We start from the raw sequence: 15,471 nt of genomic DNA, 5'->3' as shown, positions 1-15,471 counted from the left end.
AATCAATACATCTGAAATCATAATAAAAACCAATTCAGGATAATTCCGCTGTTCACCACAAAATATATCCACAATACAGTTCACGGCAACTGAATCACATTTATGGCATAGCTTAACCGCCGTAGAGATTAAATAACCGCCATCATCATACTCGCTGTCCGGGCTATTTATCGGTATTTGAGGCAACAAAAAGCCACTACAATGAGTGGCTTCGGCAGGCGGATGCTTTCACATCCGCCTTATCGGCATACAGGACGGTTTATACCAGAGCGCGCAGCTCTTCACGTATGTAATCGGAAAAATATTCCGGGTTTTTAATCAGCATATGATCGCCAGAGCCGACCTTCTCGGCCCAGCCCACAACCTTCTGGGTAAACCCGGCGTTCCAGCCATCGCGATCGCCTCGTGCCGTAATGTCGGCAGCGCTCACCGGCGTACCCAGTTCGTTCAAATACTTGAGAATTCCCTTCGCTGTACTTTCGTCCATAGACTGTGGCACCGGCTCAGACGTATTCATACCACCAATAAAATCCAATGCTTTATCAATGACTGCTGGCATATTCATGTCCTTAAATTAACCACGTAGTAAACAAGTCTATACTATTGCCCGGAATCAGCAGCGATTACAAAGAAACAGCTCACGTTATTGCACTTTTTCGTGAAGTATCCCCCGTTTTATCGTTTTACGGACAAAAAAAAGCCGGCACCCAAGCGCCGGCTGATACCGCAGAAAGAACAATCAGGCGTGAGTGGTCGGGCTCTGCTCCGCGCTGGATTTGCTGTTTTCCAGCATCCGGCGTACCGGCACAATCAGCACGCACAGCACTGCCGCGCAAATCAGCAGCGCGATAGAGCAGCGGGCAAACAGATCCGGCAGCATGTCCAACTGGTCAGCCTTAACGTGGCCACCAATCAGGCCCGCTGCCAGGTTACCCAACGCGCTGGCGCAGAACCACAGGCCCATCATCTGGCCGCGCATTCTTTCCGGCGCCAGCAGCGTCATGGTCGCCAGGCCAATCGGGCTCAGGCACAGTTCACCGAGCGTCAGCATCAGGATGCTGCCCACCAGCCATAGCGGCGATACGCCAGCCCCGCCGTTGCTCAACACGTTCTGTGCCGCCAGCATCATCAGGCCAAAGCCCGCCGCCGCACACAGAATACCGATAACAAACTTGGTGATACTGCCTGGACGCACGTTCCGACGCGCCAGCGCAGGCCAGGCCCAGCTAAACACCGGAGCCAGCAGAATGATAAACAGCGCGTTAATCGACTGGAACCACACCGCCGGGATCTCGAAATCACCGATCATGCGGTTAGTGTAGTCGTTAGCAAACAGGTTGAAGGAGGTGGGCTTCTGCTCGAACGCCGACCAGAAAAACGCGGCGGACACCAGCAGGATAAAACACACCAGCAGGCGCGCGCGTTCTTTACGGCTCAGGCCCGCAAAGGCAAACAGATAAACGAAGTACAACGCGACCGACGCGGCGATCACGTACACCAGCACGCTCGCCACCGCGACCGGGTTAATCACGATGATACCCAGGGCAATCAGAGTGATAATGACCGCTACGCCAACCGCCAGCGCCAGCAGCCAGGCCCCCACGCCGTTCTTCTTAGCGACCGGGCTATTCCAGGTGGAATCCAGCCCAACTTCGCTGTCGTAACGTTTCATCGCCGGCACAGCGAACACGCGGAAGATAACCAACGCCACCAGCATCCCGATACCGCCGATACCGAAGCCCCAATGCCAGCCGTGTGACTTGATCAGCCAGCCGGAAATCAACGGCGCGATAAACGAGCCCATGTTGATGCCCATGTAAAACAGCGAGAAACCGCCGTCGCGGCGGGCGTCGCCTTTTTTATACAGCGTACCGACCATCACGGAGATACAGGTTTTAAACAACCCCGATCCCAGAACGATAAACATCAGGCCGATAAAGAACAGGTTGTCGCCCATAAAGGCGGAGAGCGCAATCGACAGGTGACCCAGCGCAATCAGAATTGAGCCGTACCATACGGCTTTTTGCTGACCAAGCCAGTTATCTGCCAGCCAACCGCCCGGCAGCGCCGCCAGGTACATCGTGCCGGCAAAGATACCCACAATGGCCGACGCATTCTCACGCGCTAACCCCATGCCGCCGTCATACACGGTCGCGGCCATAAACAGGATCAGGAGCGGGCGAATGCCGTAAAACGAAAAGCGCTCCCACATTTCGGTAAAGAACAGCGACCCGAGCGGATACGGGTGACCGAAAAAGGTACGGCTTTCGTGTTTGTTAACAGAGGAATGCATAGTTTCTCCAGAGAAGGTGCGTTGTAACGCAGGTAAGTCGTGTAAGCAGGCTAGTCATTTTCTAATTTTGTCGAAATTTCACATTAAACTCGGTGTTTTTTAACCATTTGATAACCATAATATGGTCATGTCTAGCCCCTTCACCGCTATTTTTAGATGAAAACTCGACAAACATCTAGTTTTATAGATTTTGCATTGGCAAAACGCTTAAGGTGATTGACATCACAATATCATGCAAACATTGTTTTATTTACCATATAAAACAAACAATTATCAAATCAAAACTCGACAATAATTGCGTCAAAGACGGGGAAAATAAAAGTATAAAAAGTAGGGAAAAGAGCCTCTTCAACGGTACATAACCGATAAGTGGCAATAATGATCGCAGCAAGATTGCTGCTGTCGGGAGGCCTTGAAAATGGCGCAAGAACGCGCCATTGATATCGGCAGCCGCAGCAAAATCATCGGCGGCCGCAGGAGGAAAAATAGCGTTATTTTGCGTGCCAGTAGGCGCTGGAACGCACCAACTGAGGGTCGAGGTCGTCGGTCACAAAATCGTCGGTCAGTTTTTTGACCACCTTACCCTCGCCGGTCAGCCAGATAAAGTAATCTGACTCAGGAACCTTAAGCTGCGCCAACCGCGCGGCCACGGCGGCGCTATCATATCCACTAATCCACTCGATGTTCACGTCATCAAATCCGGCCAGATAGGCTTTGTCCGCCGTATTCCCCACCATCACCAGCGCAGTCACCTGCGGACGCTTTGCTAGCGCACTCAGCGCTATCAAGCGGCGACGCAGCGCCGGCAGACCGGTTTCATCGCAAACGTAAAGCTGCCATGCATAATCTTCTGGCACAATCAGCGAGCCGCGCGGCCCGCCGAGGGTTAACGTATCGCCCACTTTGGCATTCATCGCCCAGCGGCTGGCGACGCCCCCTTCGTGAATAAAGAAATCGTAGGCCAGTTCATGACGCTCAGCGTTGTACAGCGGGGTGTAGTCTCGCGACTGTGGGCGAACGCCTTCGGCCCACACAATCCCTTCATCAGTCACCGTCGGCGGCGTGATGTTCATCCCGGCCTCAGGGAAAAACAGCTTGGTGTGGTCATCAAAACCGCGCGAGCTAAAGCCATCAAGCGCTTCACCGCCCAGCACAACGCGCTGAAAAGCGTCGCTGATACGCTCGACGCGCAGCACCGTCAGTTCGCGAAAGCGAAGTTCATTACGTACGCGCTGTGGGTACTTTTTTTCTTTCATCTGGCGTCTCTCTCACAAATAGATATATCTAAACAATTTGCAAATGATAATGATTGCTAGTTAAACAGAAAGCAAGCAGTTTTTATGATATAGCGATAAATGAGTAACAAAAAACCGACACAACAAAAAATAACAAATATTATCAATCAATTAAAAAAATTACTTATTTCTGCATTGCTAAATTATCATTATTAGATATAAATTAGATATATCTAAATAACGATAAGGAAAAAACAATGAAACCTTTCTCTGATACTGAACATCGTGGCCGTGGTCATCGCGGCGGGCATCGCGAGTGCGAACACCGCGGCGGGCATGGTGAGGGCCACGGCGGCGGACGTCGCCAGCGTTTCTTCGGCCACGGTGAGCTTCGTCTGGTCATTCTCAACATCGTGAAGGATAACGCCAGCCACGGCTACGAGCTGATTAAGGCCGTTGAAGCCTTGACCCAGGGCCACTATAGCCCGAGCCCGGGAGTGATCTATCCGACGCTTGATCTGTTGCAAGATCAGGGGCTGATTACCGTGCACGAAGAGGATGGCGGCCGCAAAAAGATCGCCATTACCGCCGAAGGAACGCAGGCGCTGGCGGAGAGCGAAGAACAGCTGGCGCAGATTCAGGTGCGTCTGAAGGCCAGAATGGTCGGTCACGAACTGCGTAAGCACCCACAAATGAAGCGCGCCCTGGATAACTTCAAGGCCGTACTCGACCTGAAAGTTAACCAGGAAGAAATCAGCGACGCGCAGCTCAAGCAGATTGTCGGCGTCATCGACCGCGCGGCGCTGGAGATTTCACAGCTGGATTAGTGCAGTACGGTGACGGCATCCTGAAGTCGGCTGGCGCGGTGCTTAACCATCGCCGATACGTTGGCGCTTTCCGCCACCAGCCCGGCATTCATCTGGGTGATTTCATCGAGCTTCGATACCGCACGGGTTAACTCAGAAAGCCCGGTCGCCTGCTCGGAGGTTGACTGGCTAATCTGTGCAATCAGTTGGGTGACATTCTGTACCTGCGAGACAATGTCATCCATCGTTTGCCCTGCCGCATGCACCTGCTCGGATCCCGACCGTACCTTGCTGGCGCTGGCTTCTATCAGTTGACGAATTTCGTTGGCCGCCGTTGCGCTTCGACTGGCCAAATGTCTCACCTCGCCGGCCACGACCGCAAACCCTTTCCCCTGCTCTCCCGCCCGCGCGGCTTCTACTGCCGCATTTAGCGCCAGGATATTGGTCTGGAAGGCAATATCGTTAATCAACGTCGTAATCGAGCCGATACGCTGGGTGCTGTCGGCAATCTCTTCCATCGTCTGTACCACCCGGTGCATCGCCTGGCCGCCCTGCGCCGCCGCGCCGCTGGCGGCCAGCGAGAGCTTGTCGGCCTCCGCTGCGGTCTGCGAGTTATTCTGCACCGACGTGGCCATCTGGCTCATGGTGGCCACGGTCTGCTGGACGTTAACCACCGTTTCCTGCGTGCGCTGATTCAGGTCTTCGTTACCGCGCGCCAGCACATCACTGCCGTTGCTCACGCTATTGACCTGGCTTGAGACATCGTTAATCAGCCAGCGGCACATCAGGCCCAGTTGGCCTACGGCGCGCAGCATCAACCCCAGTTCATCGCTACGCTGCAGATGCTCTACGCTATTACGCTCGCCGGTCGCAACGCTCAGCGCCTGACGCGCAACGTTTTCAATCGGGCGAACGATCTGCCATTCAAACACCGCCGTTGTCAGCAGCAGAATCAGCGCTGACACCAGTACCGCCGACACCGGCGCGCTCAGCGCCAGCAGACTCGCCGCCAGCAGCAGATAAAATCCCAGCATTACGCTTCTGGCGCGCCAGCGCAGCGGGAGCGCAGACAGACGGCCCCACCAGCGTTTGCTTACGACCAGACCTTTATCGAGGCGTTTATGGCTGCGCGCTTCACGCAGCGCCTGATACAGCGGCTCGACGGCGGCCACCTCTTCGGCCGTCGCACGCGTCCGAATCGACATATAGCCGATCGTTTTACCATTACGCACCTGCGGGATAGCGTTCGCGCGCACCCAATAATGGCCGCCGTTTTTTGGCTGATTTTTGACAATGCCGCTCCACGGTTCCCCCTGCTTGAGCGTGCGCCACATATCGGCAAACGCCGCCTTGGGCATATCCGGGTGGCGCACCAGGTTGTGCGGTTTGCCGTGCATCTCTTCGCGGCTGTAGCCGCTGACCTTCACAAAGTCATCGTTGACGTGGGTAATGTAGCTATTGAGGTCAGTGGTCGACATAAGCGTGGTGTGTTCGTCCAGCAGGGAGGCGGACGCGTTCAGATCGGACAGGGTAGACATACGGACATCCTTTTCAGGTGCAGAAAGAAAATGTATTACAATTGTTATATCGGAGGGATTTTAATTAATCTTAATTGTTAATTTTGCGTTAGATCGCAAAATGAGCAAAAGCCCTACTTTTTTTATGCCGCGCTATCCTGGCGCAAAACCTGCCCTCTCATGGCGCAGCGTGCCCTCTTCCGATACCGCCCCCAAATGCCCCTCCGCTGCGCTGGACGATTAAATCTTGTACACCCCCGTTATTCACAGGCGTTTATCCCGATTTTCATTGCCGCCACTGAAGTGGCGTAATCCCTGCAATACTTAATCTCAGTATCGTGTGATACGTGACCCCCAGGAGCATATTTTGAACAGGTTACCTTCCAGCGCATCGGCTTTAGCCTGCAGCGCACACGCACTGAATCTCATTGAAAAGCGCACGCTTGACCATGAGGAGATGAAAGCACTTAACCAGGAGGTCAGGGAATACTTTAAAGAGCATGTGAATCCGGGGTTTTTAGAGTACCGAAAATCTGTAACTGCCGGTGGGGATTACGGAGCCGTAGAGTGGCAGGCGGGAGGATTAAATACGCTTGTCGACACCCAGGGCCAGGAGTTTCTGGATTGCCTGGGCGGTTTTGGTATTTTCAACGTGGGGCACCGTAATCCAACTGTGGTTTCCGCCGTACAGAATCAGCTCGCCAAACAGCCGCTTCACAGCCAGGAACTGCTTGATCCGCTGCGCGCCATGCTCGCCAAAACGCTGGCCGCACTGGCACCGGGCAAACTGAAATACAGCTTCTTTAGCAACAGCGGCACCGAGTCCGTCGAAGCCGCCCTGAAGCTGGCGAAGGCGTATCAATCGCCGCGCGGCAAATTTACCTTTATCGCCACCAGCGGCGCGTTTCACGGTAAATCGCTTGGCGCGCTTTCCGCCACCGCCAAGTCAACCTTCCGCAAGCCCTTTATGCCGTTGCTGCCAGGCTTCCGCCACGTACCGTTCGGCAATATTGACGCGATGCGCACGATGCTCAGCGAGTGCCAGAAAACGGGCGACGACGTCGCGGCGGTAATTCTGGAGCCTATTCAGGGTGAAGGCGGTGTGATCCTGCCGCCGCAGGGATATCTGCCCGCGGTGCGTAAGCTGTGCGACGAGTTCGGCGCGCTGCTGATTTTTGATGAAGTGCAAACCGGCATGGGCCGTACCGGTAAAATGTTCGCCTGTGAGCATGAAAACGTGCAGCCGGACATTCTGTGCCTGGCGAAAGCCCTTGGCGGTGGCGTCATGCCGATCGGTGCCACAATCGCCACCGAAGAGGTGTTCTCCGTGCTGTTCGACAACCCGTTCCTGCACACAACCACATTTGGCGGCAATCCGCTGGCCTGCGCGGCAGCGCTGGCAACCATCAACGTACTGCTGACTGAAAATCTGCCTGCCCAGGCGGAACAGAAGGGCGATATGTTGCTGGACGGTTTCCGCTCAATGGCGCGTGAATATCCAGACCTGGTGCGGGAAGCGCGCGGTAAGGGGATGCTGATGGCTATCGAGTTTGTCGATAACGAAATCGGCTACAACTTTGCCAGCGAGATGTTCCGCCAGCGCGTTCTGGTGGCCGGCACGCTCAACAACGCGAAAACTATCCGCGTTGAGCCGCCGTTAACGCTGACGATGGAACAGTGTGACCAGGTGCTGAAAGCGGCACGTAAAGCGCTGGCAGCTCTGCGCGTTAGCCAGGATCAGCTTACCACCGAGCAGTAAACTCACGCCCCCTACGACAGCGTAGGGGGGCGTTATTTTTATTCGCCGCTAAACGGTGAAGCGATGTCCAGCCACTGCACCTCGCAATCGCTAGTGCCGCAAAACAGACGCGTTTCGCCCGTTTCACTTTCCAGTAAACCGCCTGGAAATACCACGTCCCGTAAATCATCACGTTTGCCCTCGCCGGGCAAAAAATCGTCCCGACAGGCGATAATGGCCATCGGGCTGCTCACACCCTGCTGATAGTCAAAGAGAAAGCGCGCCGCGTAGTAATGCCGGTTGCCCTGCTCGTCATATCGCGCCACGTGCGCCAGCGCGCCGACCCGCCCATCCGGCAACACCCGCGCTTCGTTCACCCCGCACCAGCACAACGGATCAACGTGATCGATGAGCGTAGCGTTAGCGAGAGTCTGCGCGTTGAGATCCTCCAGCCGCGATAAGAGTACCCAGCCGATGGTGCCGCGTCCGCCGGGCTCTCCCTGTGGACGGGTAAAGACCAGAAGACGCCCATCGGGCAGCTCAACCGGGCGGATATCCTTCATCCCCCACGGGCCGGTTGCCACCGGACGCAGTGCCGAAATGCAGGGGCCCGCGAAGAACTGCGTCCGCCAGCAAACCTCGCCTTCCGGCATAAAGGCAACCTCTACGCCGCCGAACAGCAGATGTCCGCCAATCCGACCCACGAAAGGATCCTGCAACGCATACGTCGGCATATCGTCCAGCAGCGCGGCAGCATTAAGGCCGTCCCAGGCGAAAAAGCGTACCTGAGATGCCTCGCTGTCGCGCGCCTCCGTCCGCGCGGCAATACACCATCGCTCGCCATCGCTGAACGGTGCGGTGGGGTTATAGACGTCCAGCCCATCAACGCCTGAGAAGCGTATTTTGCCACGGCGTCCCGTTTGCGGCCGCGCCCGGTAGTGCTGGTAGAGGTCGTCAACGTTGTCGCGCATCACGCCAGCCCGAGATGCTGCCACAGGGCATCCATCGGCAGCGTCGCCAGCGCGGTGCATTCATCCGCCGCGCCGTACCAGACGTGCAGCGTATCATCGCGGACCAGCGCCCCACAGGTGAACACCACGTTGCCAAAGAAACCTTCGCGTTCGTACGGGGCGGTGGGCTCCAGCAGCGGTACCGGCGATTTGGCCAGAATCTTCAGCGGATCGTGAAGATCGAGCAACAGCGCCCCCAGGCAATAACGCTGATCGGCATCAACGCCGTGGTAGATCTCCAGCCAGCCGCGATCGGTTTTAATCAGCGGCGCGCCGCCGCCGGACTTACGTGAGTCCCACTCGTCGCCAGAGCGACCCAGCAGATGCTGATGGTTCCCCCAGTGCAGCATATCGGGAGACTCGCAGATCCAAATCTCCGGATGGCCAAAGTGGCACGGCGCGGGACGGGTAAGCGCCATATAACGGCCACCGACTTTTTCCGGAAAGAAGCACACGTCGCGGTTATCCGGGCACAGAATCAGCCCGCGCTTTTCTACCGAAATAAAGTCGCGGGTGGTCGCCAGCGCCGTAGAGATCCCCAGCGACGAAACGGCGGAGTAGTTGATGTACCAGAGATCGTCGATCCGGGTAATACGCGCATCTTCGCAGCCAAACTCTTCATAGCGGCTATCGGCGATGATAAAAGGCTGGGTATCAATGGTGAAATTTACGCCGTCCTTGCTGCGCGCCAGACGCAGATGGGACATCGAGGTCAGCCAGACCACCGCCGGATCGCTTTTCAGTACGATGGTGCGGGGATCGCTAAAGTCGAAGCGGTCGTCGCCGCGATCGAAGGTTTTCGTCGCCTGCTGCCAGCCTTGCGCCTGCCGTTCCAGCAGCGGCACGACGATCTGCTGCGGGTTATCGCTCAGCACGCTTTCCGCCACGCGCAGGAGCAGAATAATTTCGCCGTTGTATTCGGTCACGCCGGTATTAAAGACACACTCAACTTTGCGCCCCGGCAGAGAAGGCACCACGTCTTTTGGGGTGATAAGTGGATTACCGCTGTGTCTGTTCATGAACGCTCCTTTTCATCAGAATTTGATTTTTGCCCAACCGCTGGGCGTCTGTGCCGTACAGCACGTCGGCGGCGATATCCCGTAAGGGGTTCGGCACCGGCGAGCCAAAATTGATGGCGACCCAGACGCACTCGCTGGCCGTCTGGCGCGTAAAGCAGATACAGTCGTCCGTCAGCGACAGCGGGCTGCTCTCTCCCTCGCGGAGCGCTGCCGTAGCGGCGCGCAGCGCAATCAGCGACTGGAACTGCCGCCAGAGGGAGCCCGGCGTCTCCTGCTGCCATTGCGCATTGAGTTCGGGGTAGTCGGCGCACACGGGCATCCAGGGTTCAACGGTTGAGAACCCCGCATACGGCGCATCGCACCACAGCAGCGGCGCCCGCGAAGCATCGCGCGAATGCGCAATGGCCTGCGCCAGCGCGTCGTCTGCCTTAGCCCCCTGCTGCCTGGCGGTGTGATAGTGGGTTTTTCCCTGAATATCAAAGATCTGCTCCACGGTCTGCGCACGGTAGTCCGGCATACCCAACTCTTCGCCCTGGAAGATGAACGGTACGCCACGCACCGTCAGCTGCAGCGCCAGCACCGCCAGCGCGCGTTCGGTATCACGCGGGCCTTCGCCAAAGCGGCTAATCATTCGCGGCATGTCGTGGCTGGAGAAAAACAGCGTCGGCAGCCCGCTCTGCTGGACCCGCGTGGCGTTAATCTGCTCGCACAGCCGCGCAATATCGAAGGTCTTCTGGCTGCCGATATTGAAATTGAACACCACGTCCATCAGATCGCGGCGCTGGTAGCGCGCCAGAACATCCAGTTCATCGCTGCCGATTTCGCCAATCAGAAACGTCTCGCCCTGCTGGCGCACGTAGCGGCACAAGCGCCCCAGCGTGGCGATGATATCGGGCTGGTTGACATCGAACGCATGGCGCTGTTCGTTGTGCTCATCCGGGTTGTCCGGGCCGATGCCGTTGGTGGTCAGAAAGTTAATCACATCAAAACGGAAGCCGTCGACGCCCAGCGCTTTCCAGAAATCAACCACTCGGTAGATTTCCTGCTCGACCTTGGGATTCGCCCAGTTCAGGTCAACTTGTTCCGGTGCGAACTTATGGTAGTAGTACTCGCCGGTGTCCGGCTCAGCCTGCCAGGCGCTGCCGGAAAAAAACGACTGCCAGTTGTTCGGCTGCTTGCTGAACAGGAAGTAATTACGATAGCGGCTGTCAGGGTTATTCCAGGCATCGCGAAACCACGGATGCGCCGAAGAGACGTGGTTTACCACCAGATCGATAATCACGCGAATGCCGCAGGCGTGGCAGCGCGCCACGACCTCACGGAAATCGGCCAGCGTGCCAAAGCGCGGGTCGACGGCGCAGTAGTCGCTGATGTCGTAGCCGTTATCCACCAGCGGCGAAGGGTAAAACGGCGTTATCCAGATAGCGCCGACGCCCAGCGCTTTCAGGTAGCCCACTTTGGACAGCAGACCGGGAAAATCACCCAGCCCGTCGCCGTTGCCGTCGCAAAACGACGGCAGATAGATTTGGTAGCAGGTGCACGCCTGCCACCAGGGTTGATGACTCACCGGTTAATTCCTTATTTCAATGATAACGACATGCCCTGCAGGAAATATTTGCGGAAGAGGATAAACAGCACCACTACCGGCAGCATTTGCACGACTGCGCCCGCCATCACCGGGCCAAGATAGACGCCGTAGGATTTACTGAACGTCGCCAGCAGCACCGAGAACGGCATCTTGTCGACGTCACGCATCACGATAAGCGGCCACAGAAAGTTGTCCCACGAGCTGGAGAAAGTGAAGAGTGCAACGATGGCCAGAATGGATTTGTTCAGCGGCATCATCACATGGCGCAGAATGCCCCACAGGCTGGCGTGGTCAAGGCGTGCGGCGTACAGGTAATCGTTCGGCGTGCCCTTAAAGCTCTGCGACACCATGAAAATCCCCCATGCGCTCATGGCGTAGGGCAGAATCATCGCGCTATAGCCATTCACCAGCCCCAGCTCACGCATCAGCACAAACTGCGGAATAATGAACATAAATACCGGGAAAACCATCTGCACAATCAGCAGGTTACGGAAAGCACTTTTCCCACGAAACTCAGTTTTCGCCAGCGCATAGCCCACCAGCATCGAGGTCACGGTCACGCAGACGGTAATGGTCATGGAGACAAACAGCGAGTTAACCAACGTGCGCAGGAAGGGTTTATCCGCCCGGTTACTGTTATCAAACAAGAAGGTGTAGTTCTCCAGCGTCAGATGGCCGGAAAACAGCCCGGTGGTGTAAATCTCCGCCGTCGGCTTCAGCGAAGAAATCGTCATCCAGATAAACGGATAGAGCCAGCTTAGCGCCAGTAAAAACATCACCGCATGAATTACCAGGCTCAGGGGAGTGAGTTTTTTCATTCACACAATCTCGATATTCTTCTCAAACAGTTTACGGAAAACCCAAATGGCCAGGAAACTGCAGCCCGCGACAATAATGGACATCGTTGCCGCCCAGGTGGGTTTCATATTCTGGAAGGCCGCTTCGTACATCACGACCATCGGGCTGGTGGTGCTGTTCAGCGGGCCGCCGCCGGTAATTAAATACGGCTCGGTAAAAATGCTGAACGCCACGGTTATCGCCAGCACCATGACCATCACAATCTGCGGATTCATCATCGGCAGCGTAATGGCCCAGCCTTGTTTAAAACGCCCGGTTTTATCGAGCATTGCCGCACTGTAAATATCATTAGGAATAGCCTGCATGCCGGAATAAAGAATAAGCCCGTAATAGCCGACAAATTTCCACGTAACGATCAGCGCAATCGATAACATGGCGCAGTCGGGGTTGGTAAACCACGGCACCGAGACGCCAATAGATTCACGAAGAAATTGATTCACTGGCCCATATTCACTAAACAGCCTCGAGAAAACGATGGAATAGGCGACGCCAGACGAAATATTGGCTAATAAAAAACTGAGCGCAATAAAGCTTTTGCCGTATTTAATTCGCCGCAACCCGGCGGCAAACAGCAGCGAAGCGATAAAGACAATCGGGATATACCACATCAGAAAGCGACAGATATTCCACATCGACGTCCAGAAAAGCGCATCATTGACCACGCCAAGCAGGTTTTGTAGCCCCGAAAAACGGGGCGTACCGATAAACTGCCATTGGGTCACGCTCAGCACCGCCAGCCAGGCCAGCGGATAAAACCAGAACAGCAATGAATAACCGATCCATGTGGAGGCCAGCAGGCCTCCGGTACGGGAATCATATCCAGCCATGACGCGCCCCTTATTTCGCCAGCAGCTTATCAATTTCCTGCTGCGACTGTTCCAGCGCCTTCGCTGGGGCATCATTGTTGAAAATGACGCGCTCCAGCATCTGCGTCATGCTGCGCTGGATCTCCGTAGTTTGCGTGGTGGCAACCGGCGGCAGCGCAACGTCAACGTAGGAAGCGATGTCTTTTTCCAGCGGGTTCTGTGCGAAATAGTCGGTAAACAGCGGGTTGCTCATCAGATCGGCTCGCGCAGGCGGCATACCGGTCAGTTCAAGCCAGGTGCGGTCGTGCTCGGCATCGCCGAAGACCCACTGAATAAAGGCCCAGGCCTGCGTTTTGTGCTTGCTGGAGCTGAATACAACCATCCCTTTACTGTCGCCAAAGGTGTGCGGATGGTCGACGCCGCTTTCGGTTAACATCGGGCCAATCTGGATGGTTTTCAGCACCTCAGGGTACTGCTTACGATAGCGCGCCAGGTCCCACGGCCCGCGAGCGGACGCCAGCACCTGGCCGGTCGCCAGAGGGTCATCGGCGGAAGTGAAGTCATAGCTGCTCCACTTGCTGTTAAATACTTTGCCCATAAACGTCAGCACGGCTTGACCCGCAGGGTTATTAAACTGTGCTTTCTGGTCCGCAATGTACGCTTTGCCGCCGTTCTGCGCGTAGTACAGCGGGATAAAGTCAAACCAACGTTCCCACCAGTTTTTACCCGCGGTCAGTTGCATAACGTAGCCGTTGTTATCCGCCGCCCGGCGTTCTGCCAGCTGATACAGCTCCTCATAGCGGGTCGGCGCATGGTCAAAGCCGTACTTTTTCAACAGGTCGCCGCGCCACCACCAGACTATCGGGTTAACATAAATCGGCAGCACGTTTTGCTGACCGTTGAGCTGCCAGGCCGGAATAATCGACGACATCTGCCGCGTTTTCACCAGTTCATCGAAGCCCGGCATTTTGGCTAAATCTTCAATTTGCCCGACATCAACCAGTTGACTGGCAAAGCCAATAAAAATATTACTGGAAATATCCGGCTCCGTTCCGGAAGCCAGGGCATTCATAATCGCTTCTTCAGAACTATTAGCCGCAGGAATAGTTGTAAATTCAACGGGCGTATGGGACGGGTCTTTATTCCATTCCGCCACCATTTTATTCCAGAAGGCTTCTTCATTTTCATTGGGCGCCACCCACATTTTAATCGGTGTTTTGGCATTATCCTGCGCATCTTGTTTATCATCCGGACCACATCCGGAAATACATAGACTCAGTAATATTGACGCCGTTAATTTAGCAACCGCTGCAACTTTCACGATATTTCTCCCTAACTCTCAATAAGTGTTATTGGCTTACCGCTACCCTGCTTTGAATGCTGCGTAAGCTAACATCCCTTTTTTATGTTTAACGTTAAACAAATCACAAAACTATTTTTGTTTAACGATAAACTCAGCCACCTATATCGAATAAGAGAAAATATAAATACATAAAACCAATGAATATAAAAAATAAAAATATAATTCATAATAATAACCCAAGGCCAAAGACAGAAAGAATAACCATTAAATCATTGGCGAAAGATATGGGTATTTCTCATACTACAATTTCAAATGCATGGAATAATCCTGAGAAACTCTCCGCCGAGCTGCGCGACCGTATTTTAAATTATGCACAGACGATTGGCTTTCAGGGGCCGGATAAGCTTGCCCGCGCGCTGCGAACCGGAAAATCAGACACCATCGGCGTCATCTTTAACGATTCGATGAGCTACGTCTTTATCGACCCCCACGATATTAAACTGATGCGCGGGATCGCCGTGCGCTGCGAAGCGCAGAGTATAAACCTGGTGCTCATTCCGCTGCGTAAAGGTGCAGAAAACCAGACGCCCTCTCTGACCACGCTGGTCGACGGCTATATCCTGAACGCCACCCACAATAACGCGGCCGTTATTCAGCAAACCCTCGCCCGCCAATTGCCGGTGGTCACGCTCGATTTTCAGCTGCCGCAATACAGCAGCGTGTCGATAAATAACGCCGCCGCAATGCGCGATATCGCCACCTATCTGATCGGCAAAGGGCACCGCCGCTTTGGCATTATCGCCTTCGCCTCGCGCCCCGGCGCGCAGGGTATGCGACACCTCAGCCGCGCCGTCGCCGGCGATAATACGTTGATGCTGACGCGCGTTAACGCCTGCCGCGACGCCTTTCGCCAGCACGGCATTCCGCTGACCCACTGCTGGCTGTTTGAAACCCAGCACGACGAGCAGCACGGCGAGCTGGCCGCCGAGGCGCTGCTGAGCGAACACCCGGAAATCAGCGCGCTGATTTGCCTCTCTGACCGCTTCGCACTCGGCGCGGTGCGCTACTGCCAGCAGCACCATCTTGCCATTCCGCAGCGGGTCGCCGTCACCGGCTTCGACAACATCATGCCCGTCGTTGGCGGCCTTGGCCTCACCACCATCGCTCAGGACGCCGAACATAAAGGCGAAATTGCGGTGGAATTGCTCCTGAAAAACGGGCCTGTCACCCACTATGCGCTGGAATATCAGCTCATCGTGCGGGAGACGGCCTGAGTGCCTATTGCTTAACAGAAGAGT

At 55.4% G+C, this 15,471-nt stretch carries 13 protein-coding genes; 3 read left to right on the top strand and 10 right to left on the bottom strand.

The window, feature by feature from the left end:
• Positions 1-259: 259 nt before the first annotated feature.
• The 3 genes from H7R58_RS03510 to H7R58_RS03500 all read right to left on the bottom strand — a co-directional run bounded on the left by H7R58_RS03510 (position 260) and on the right by H7R58_RS03500 (position 3,549).
• Positions 260-559 carry a DUF1889 family protein gene (locus H7R58_RS03510; protein ID WP_106927083.1) on the bottom strand — a complete coding sequence of 100 codons (300 nt, stop codon included), beginning with the start codon at positions 557-559 and terminating at the stop codon, positions 260-262.
• A gap of 180 nt (positions 560-739) precedes the next feature.
• Positions 740-2,293, bottom strand: a complete 1,554-nt coding sequence (locus H7R58_RS03505) for a peptide MFS transporter (RefSeq protein WP_182929991.1) — start codon at positions 2,291-2,293, stop codon at positions 740-742.
• Between the two features lie 491 nt (positions 2,294-2,784).
• Positions 2,785-3,549, bottom strand: a complete 765-nt coding sequence (locus H7R58_RS03500; RefSeq protein ID WP_182929990.1) for a siderophore-interacting protein — start codon at positions 3,547-3,549, stop codon at positions 2,785-2,787.
• 236 nt (positions 3,550-3,785) lie between these two features.
• Here H7R58_RS03500 and H7R58_RS03495 point away from each other — a divergent pair, with 236 nt between their 5' ends.
• Complete coding sequence (locus H7R58_RS03495) at positions 3,786-4,355, top strand: PadR family transcriptional regulator (protein ID WP_106927089.1); 570 nt, start codon at positions 3,786-3,788, stop codon at positions 4,353-4,355.
• On the opposite strand, the gene H7R58_RS03490 is transcribed toward H7R58_RS03495, so the two are convergent.
• Positions 4,352-5,872 carry a methyl-accepting chemotaxis protein gene (locus H7R58_RS03490; RefSeq protein ID WP_106927091.1) on the bottom strand — a complete coding sequence of 507 codons (1,521 nt, stop codon included), beginning with the start codon at positions 5,870-5,872 and terminating at the stop codon, positions 4,352-4,354. The two genes, H7R58_RS03495 and H7R58_RS03490, sit on opposite strands and share 4 nt — an antisense overlap.
• A gap of 346 nt (positions 5,873-6,218) precedes the next feature.
• Between H7R58_RS03490 and ygjG the strand changes: the two genes are divergently transcribed.
• Complete coding sequence (ygjG, locus tag H7R58_RS03485) at positions 6,219-7,610, top strand: putrescine aminotransferase (protein WP_182929989.1); 1,392 nt, start codon at positions 6,219-6,221, stop codon at positions 7,608-7,610.
• A 38-nt stretch (positions 7,611-7,648) separates the two neighbouring features.
• On the opposite strand, the gene H7R58_RS03480 is transcribed toward ygjG, so the two are convergent.
• The 6 genes from H7R58_RS03480 to H7R58_RS03455 are packed head-to-tail and all read right to left on the bottom strand — an operon-like array spanning position 7,649 to position 14,191.
• Complete coding sequence (locus H7R58_RS03480) at positions 7,649-8,584, bottom strand: DUF1861 family protein (RefSeq protein ID WP_227674950.1); 936 nt, start codon at positions 8,582-8,584, stop codon at positions 7,649-7,651.
• Entirely contained in the window at positions 8,560-9,618 is a 1,059-nt protein-coding gene (locus H7R58_RS03475) for a glycoside hydrolase family 130 protein (protein WP_182929988.1), read from the bottom strand. Before H7R58_RS03475 ends, H7R58_RS03480 begins: the two co-directional genes overlap by 25 nt.
• Positions 9,599-11,185 carry an alpha-amylase family glycosyl hydrolase gene (locus H7R58_RS03470; RefSeq protein WP_182934594.1) on the bottom strand — a complete coding sequence of 529 codons (1,587 nt, stop codon included), beginning with the start codon at positions 11,183-11,185 and terminating at the stop codon, positions 9,599-9,601. Before H7R58_RS03470 ends, H7R58_RS03475 begins: the two co-directional genes overlap by 20 nt.
• 11 nt (positions 11,186-11,196) lie before the next feature.
• A complete protein-coding gene (locus tag H7R58_RS03465) occupies positions 11,197-12,024 on the bottom strand; it encodes a carbohydrate ABC transporter permease (RefSeq protein WP_182929986.1) in 828 nt (275 codons plus the stop codon).
• Complete coding sequence (locus tag H7R58_RS03460; protein ID WP_182934593.1) at positions 12,025-12,891, bottom strand: carbohydrate ABC transporter permease; 867 nt, start codon at positions 12,889-12,891, stop codon at positions 12,025-12,027.
• A 10-nt stretch (positions 12,892-12,901) separates the two neighbouring features.
• On the bottom strand, positions 12,902-14,191 hold the full coding sequence (locus H7R58_RS03455) for an ABC transporter substrate-binding protein (protein ID WP_182929984.1): 1,290 nt from the start codon (positions 14,189-14,191) through the stop codon (positions 12,902-12,904).
• A gap of 266 nt (positions 14,192-14,457) precedes the next feature.
• Here H7R58_RS03455 and H7R58_RS03450 point away from each other — a divergent pair, with 266 nt between their 5' ends.
• Positions 14,458-15,447, top strand: a complete 990-nt coding sequence (locus tag H7R58_RS03450; RefSeq protein ID WP_320108693.1) for a LacI family DNA-binding transcriptional regulator — start codon at positions 14,458-14,460, stop codon at positions 15,445-15,447.
• Positions 15,448-15,471 lie beyond the last annotated feature (24 nt).

The sequence above is a fragment of the Klebsiella sp. WP4-W18-ESBL-05 genome (assembly GCF_014169075.1).
Lineage (GTDB): Bacteria > Pseudomonadota > Gammaproteobacteria > Enterobacterales > Enterobacteriaceae > Kluyvera > Kluyvera ascorbata_B.
This window is presented reverse-complemented; position numbering and strand designations above follow the sequence as displayed.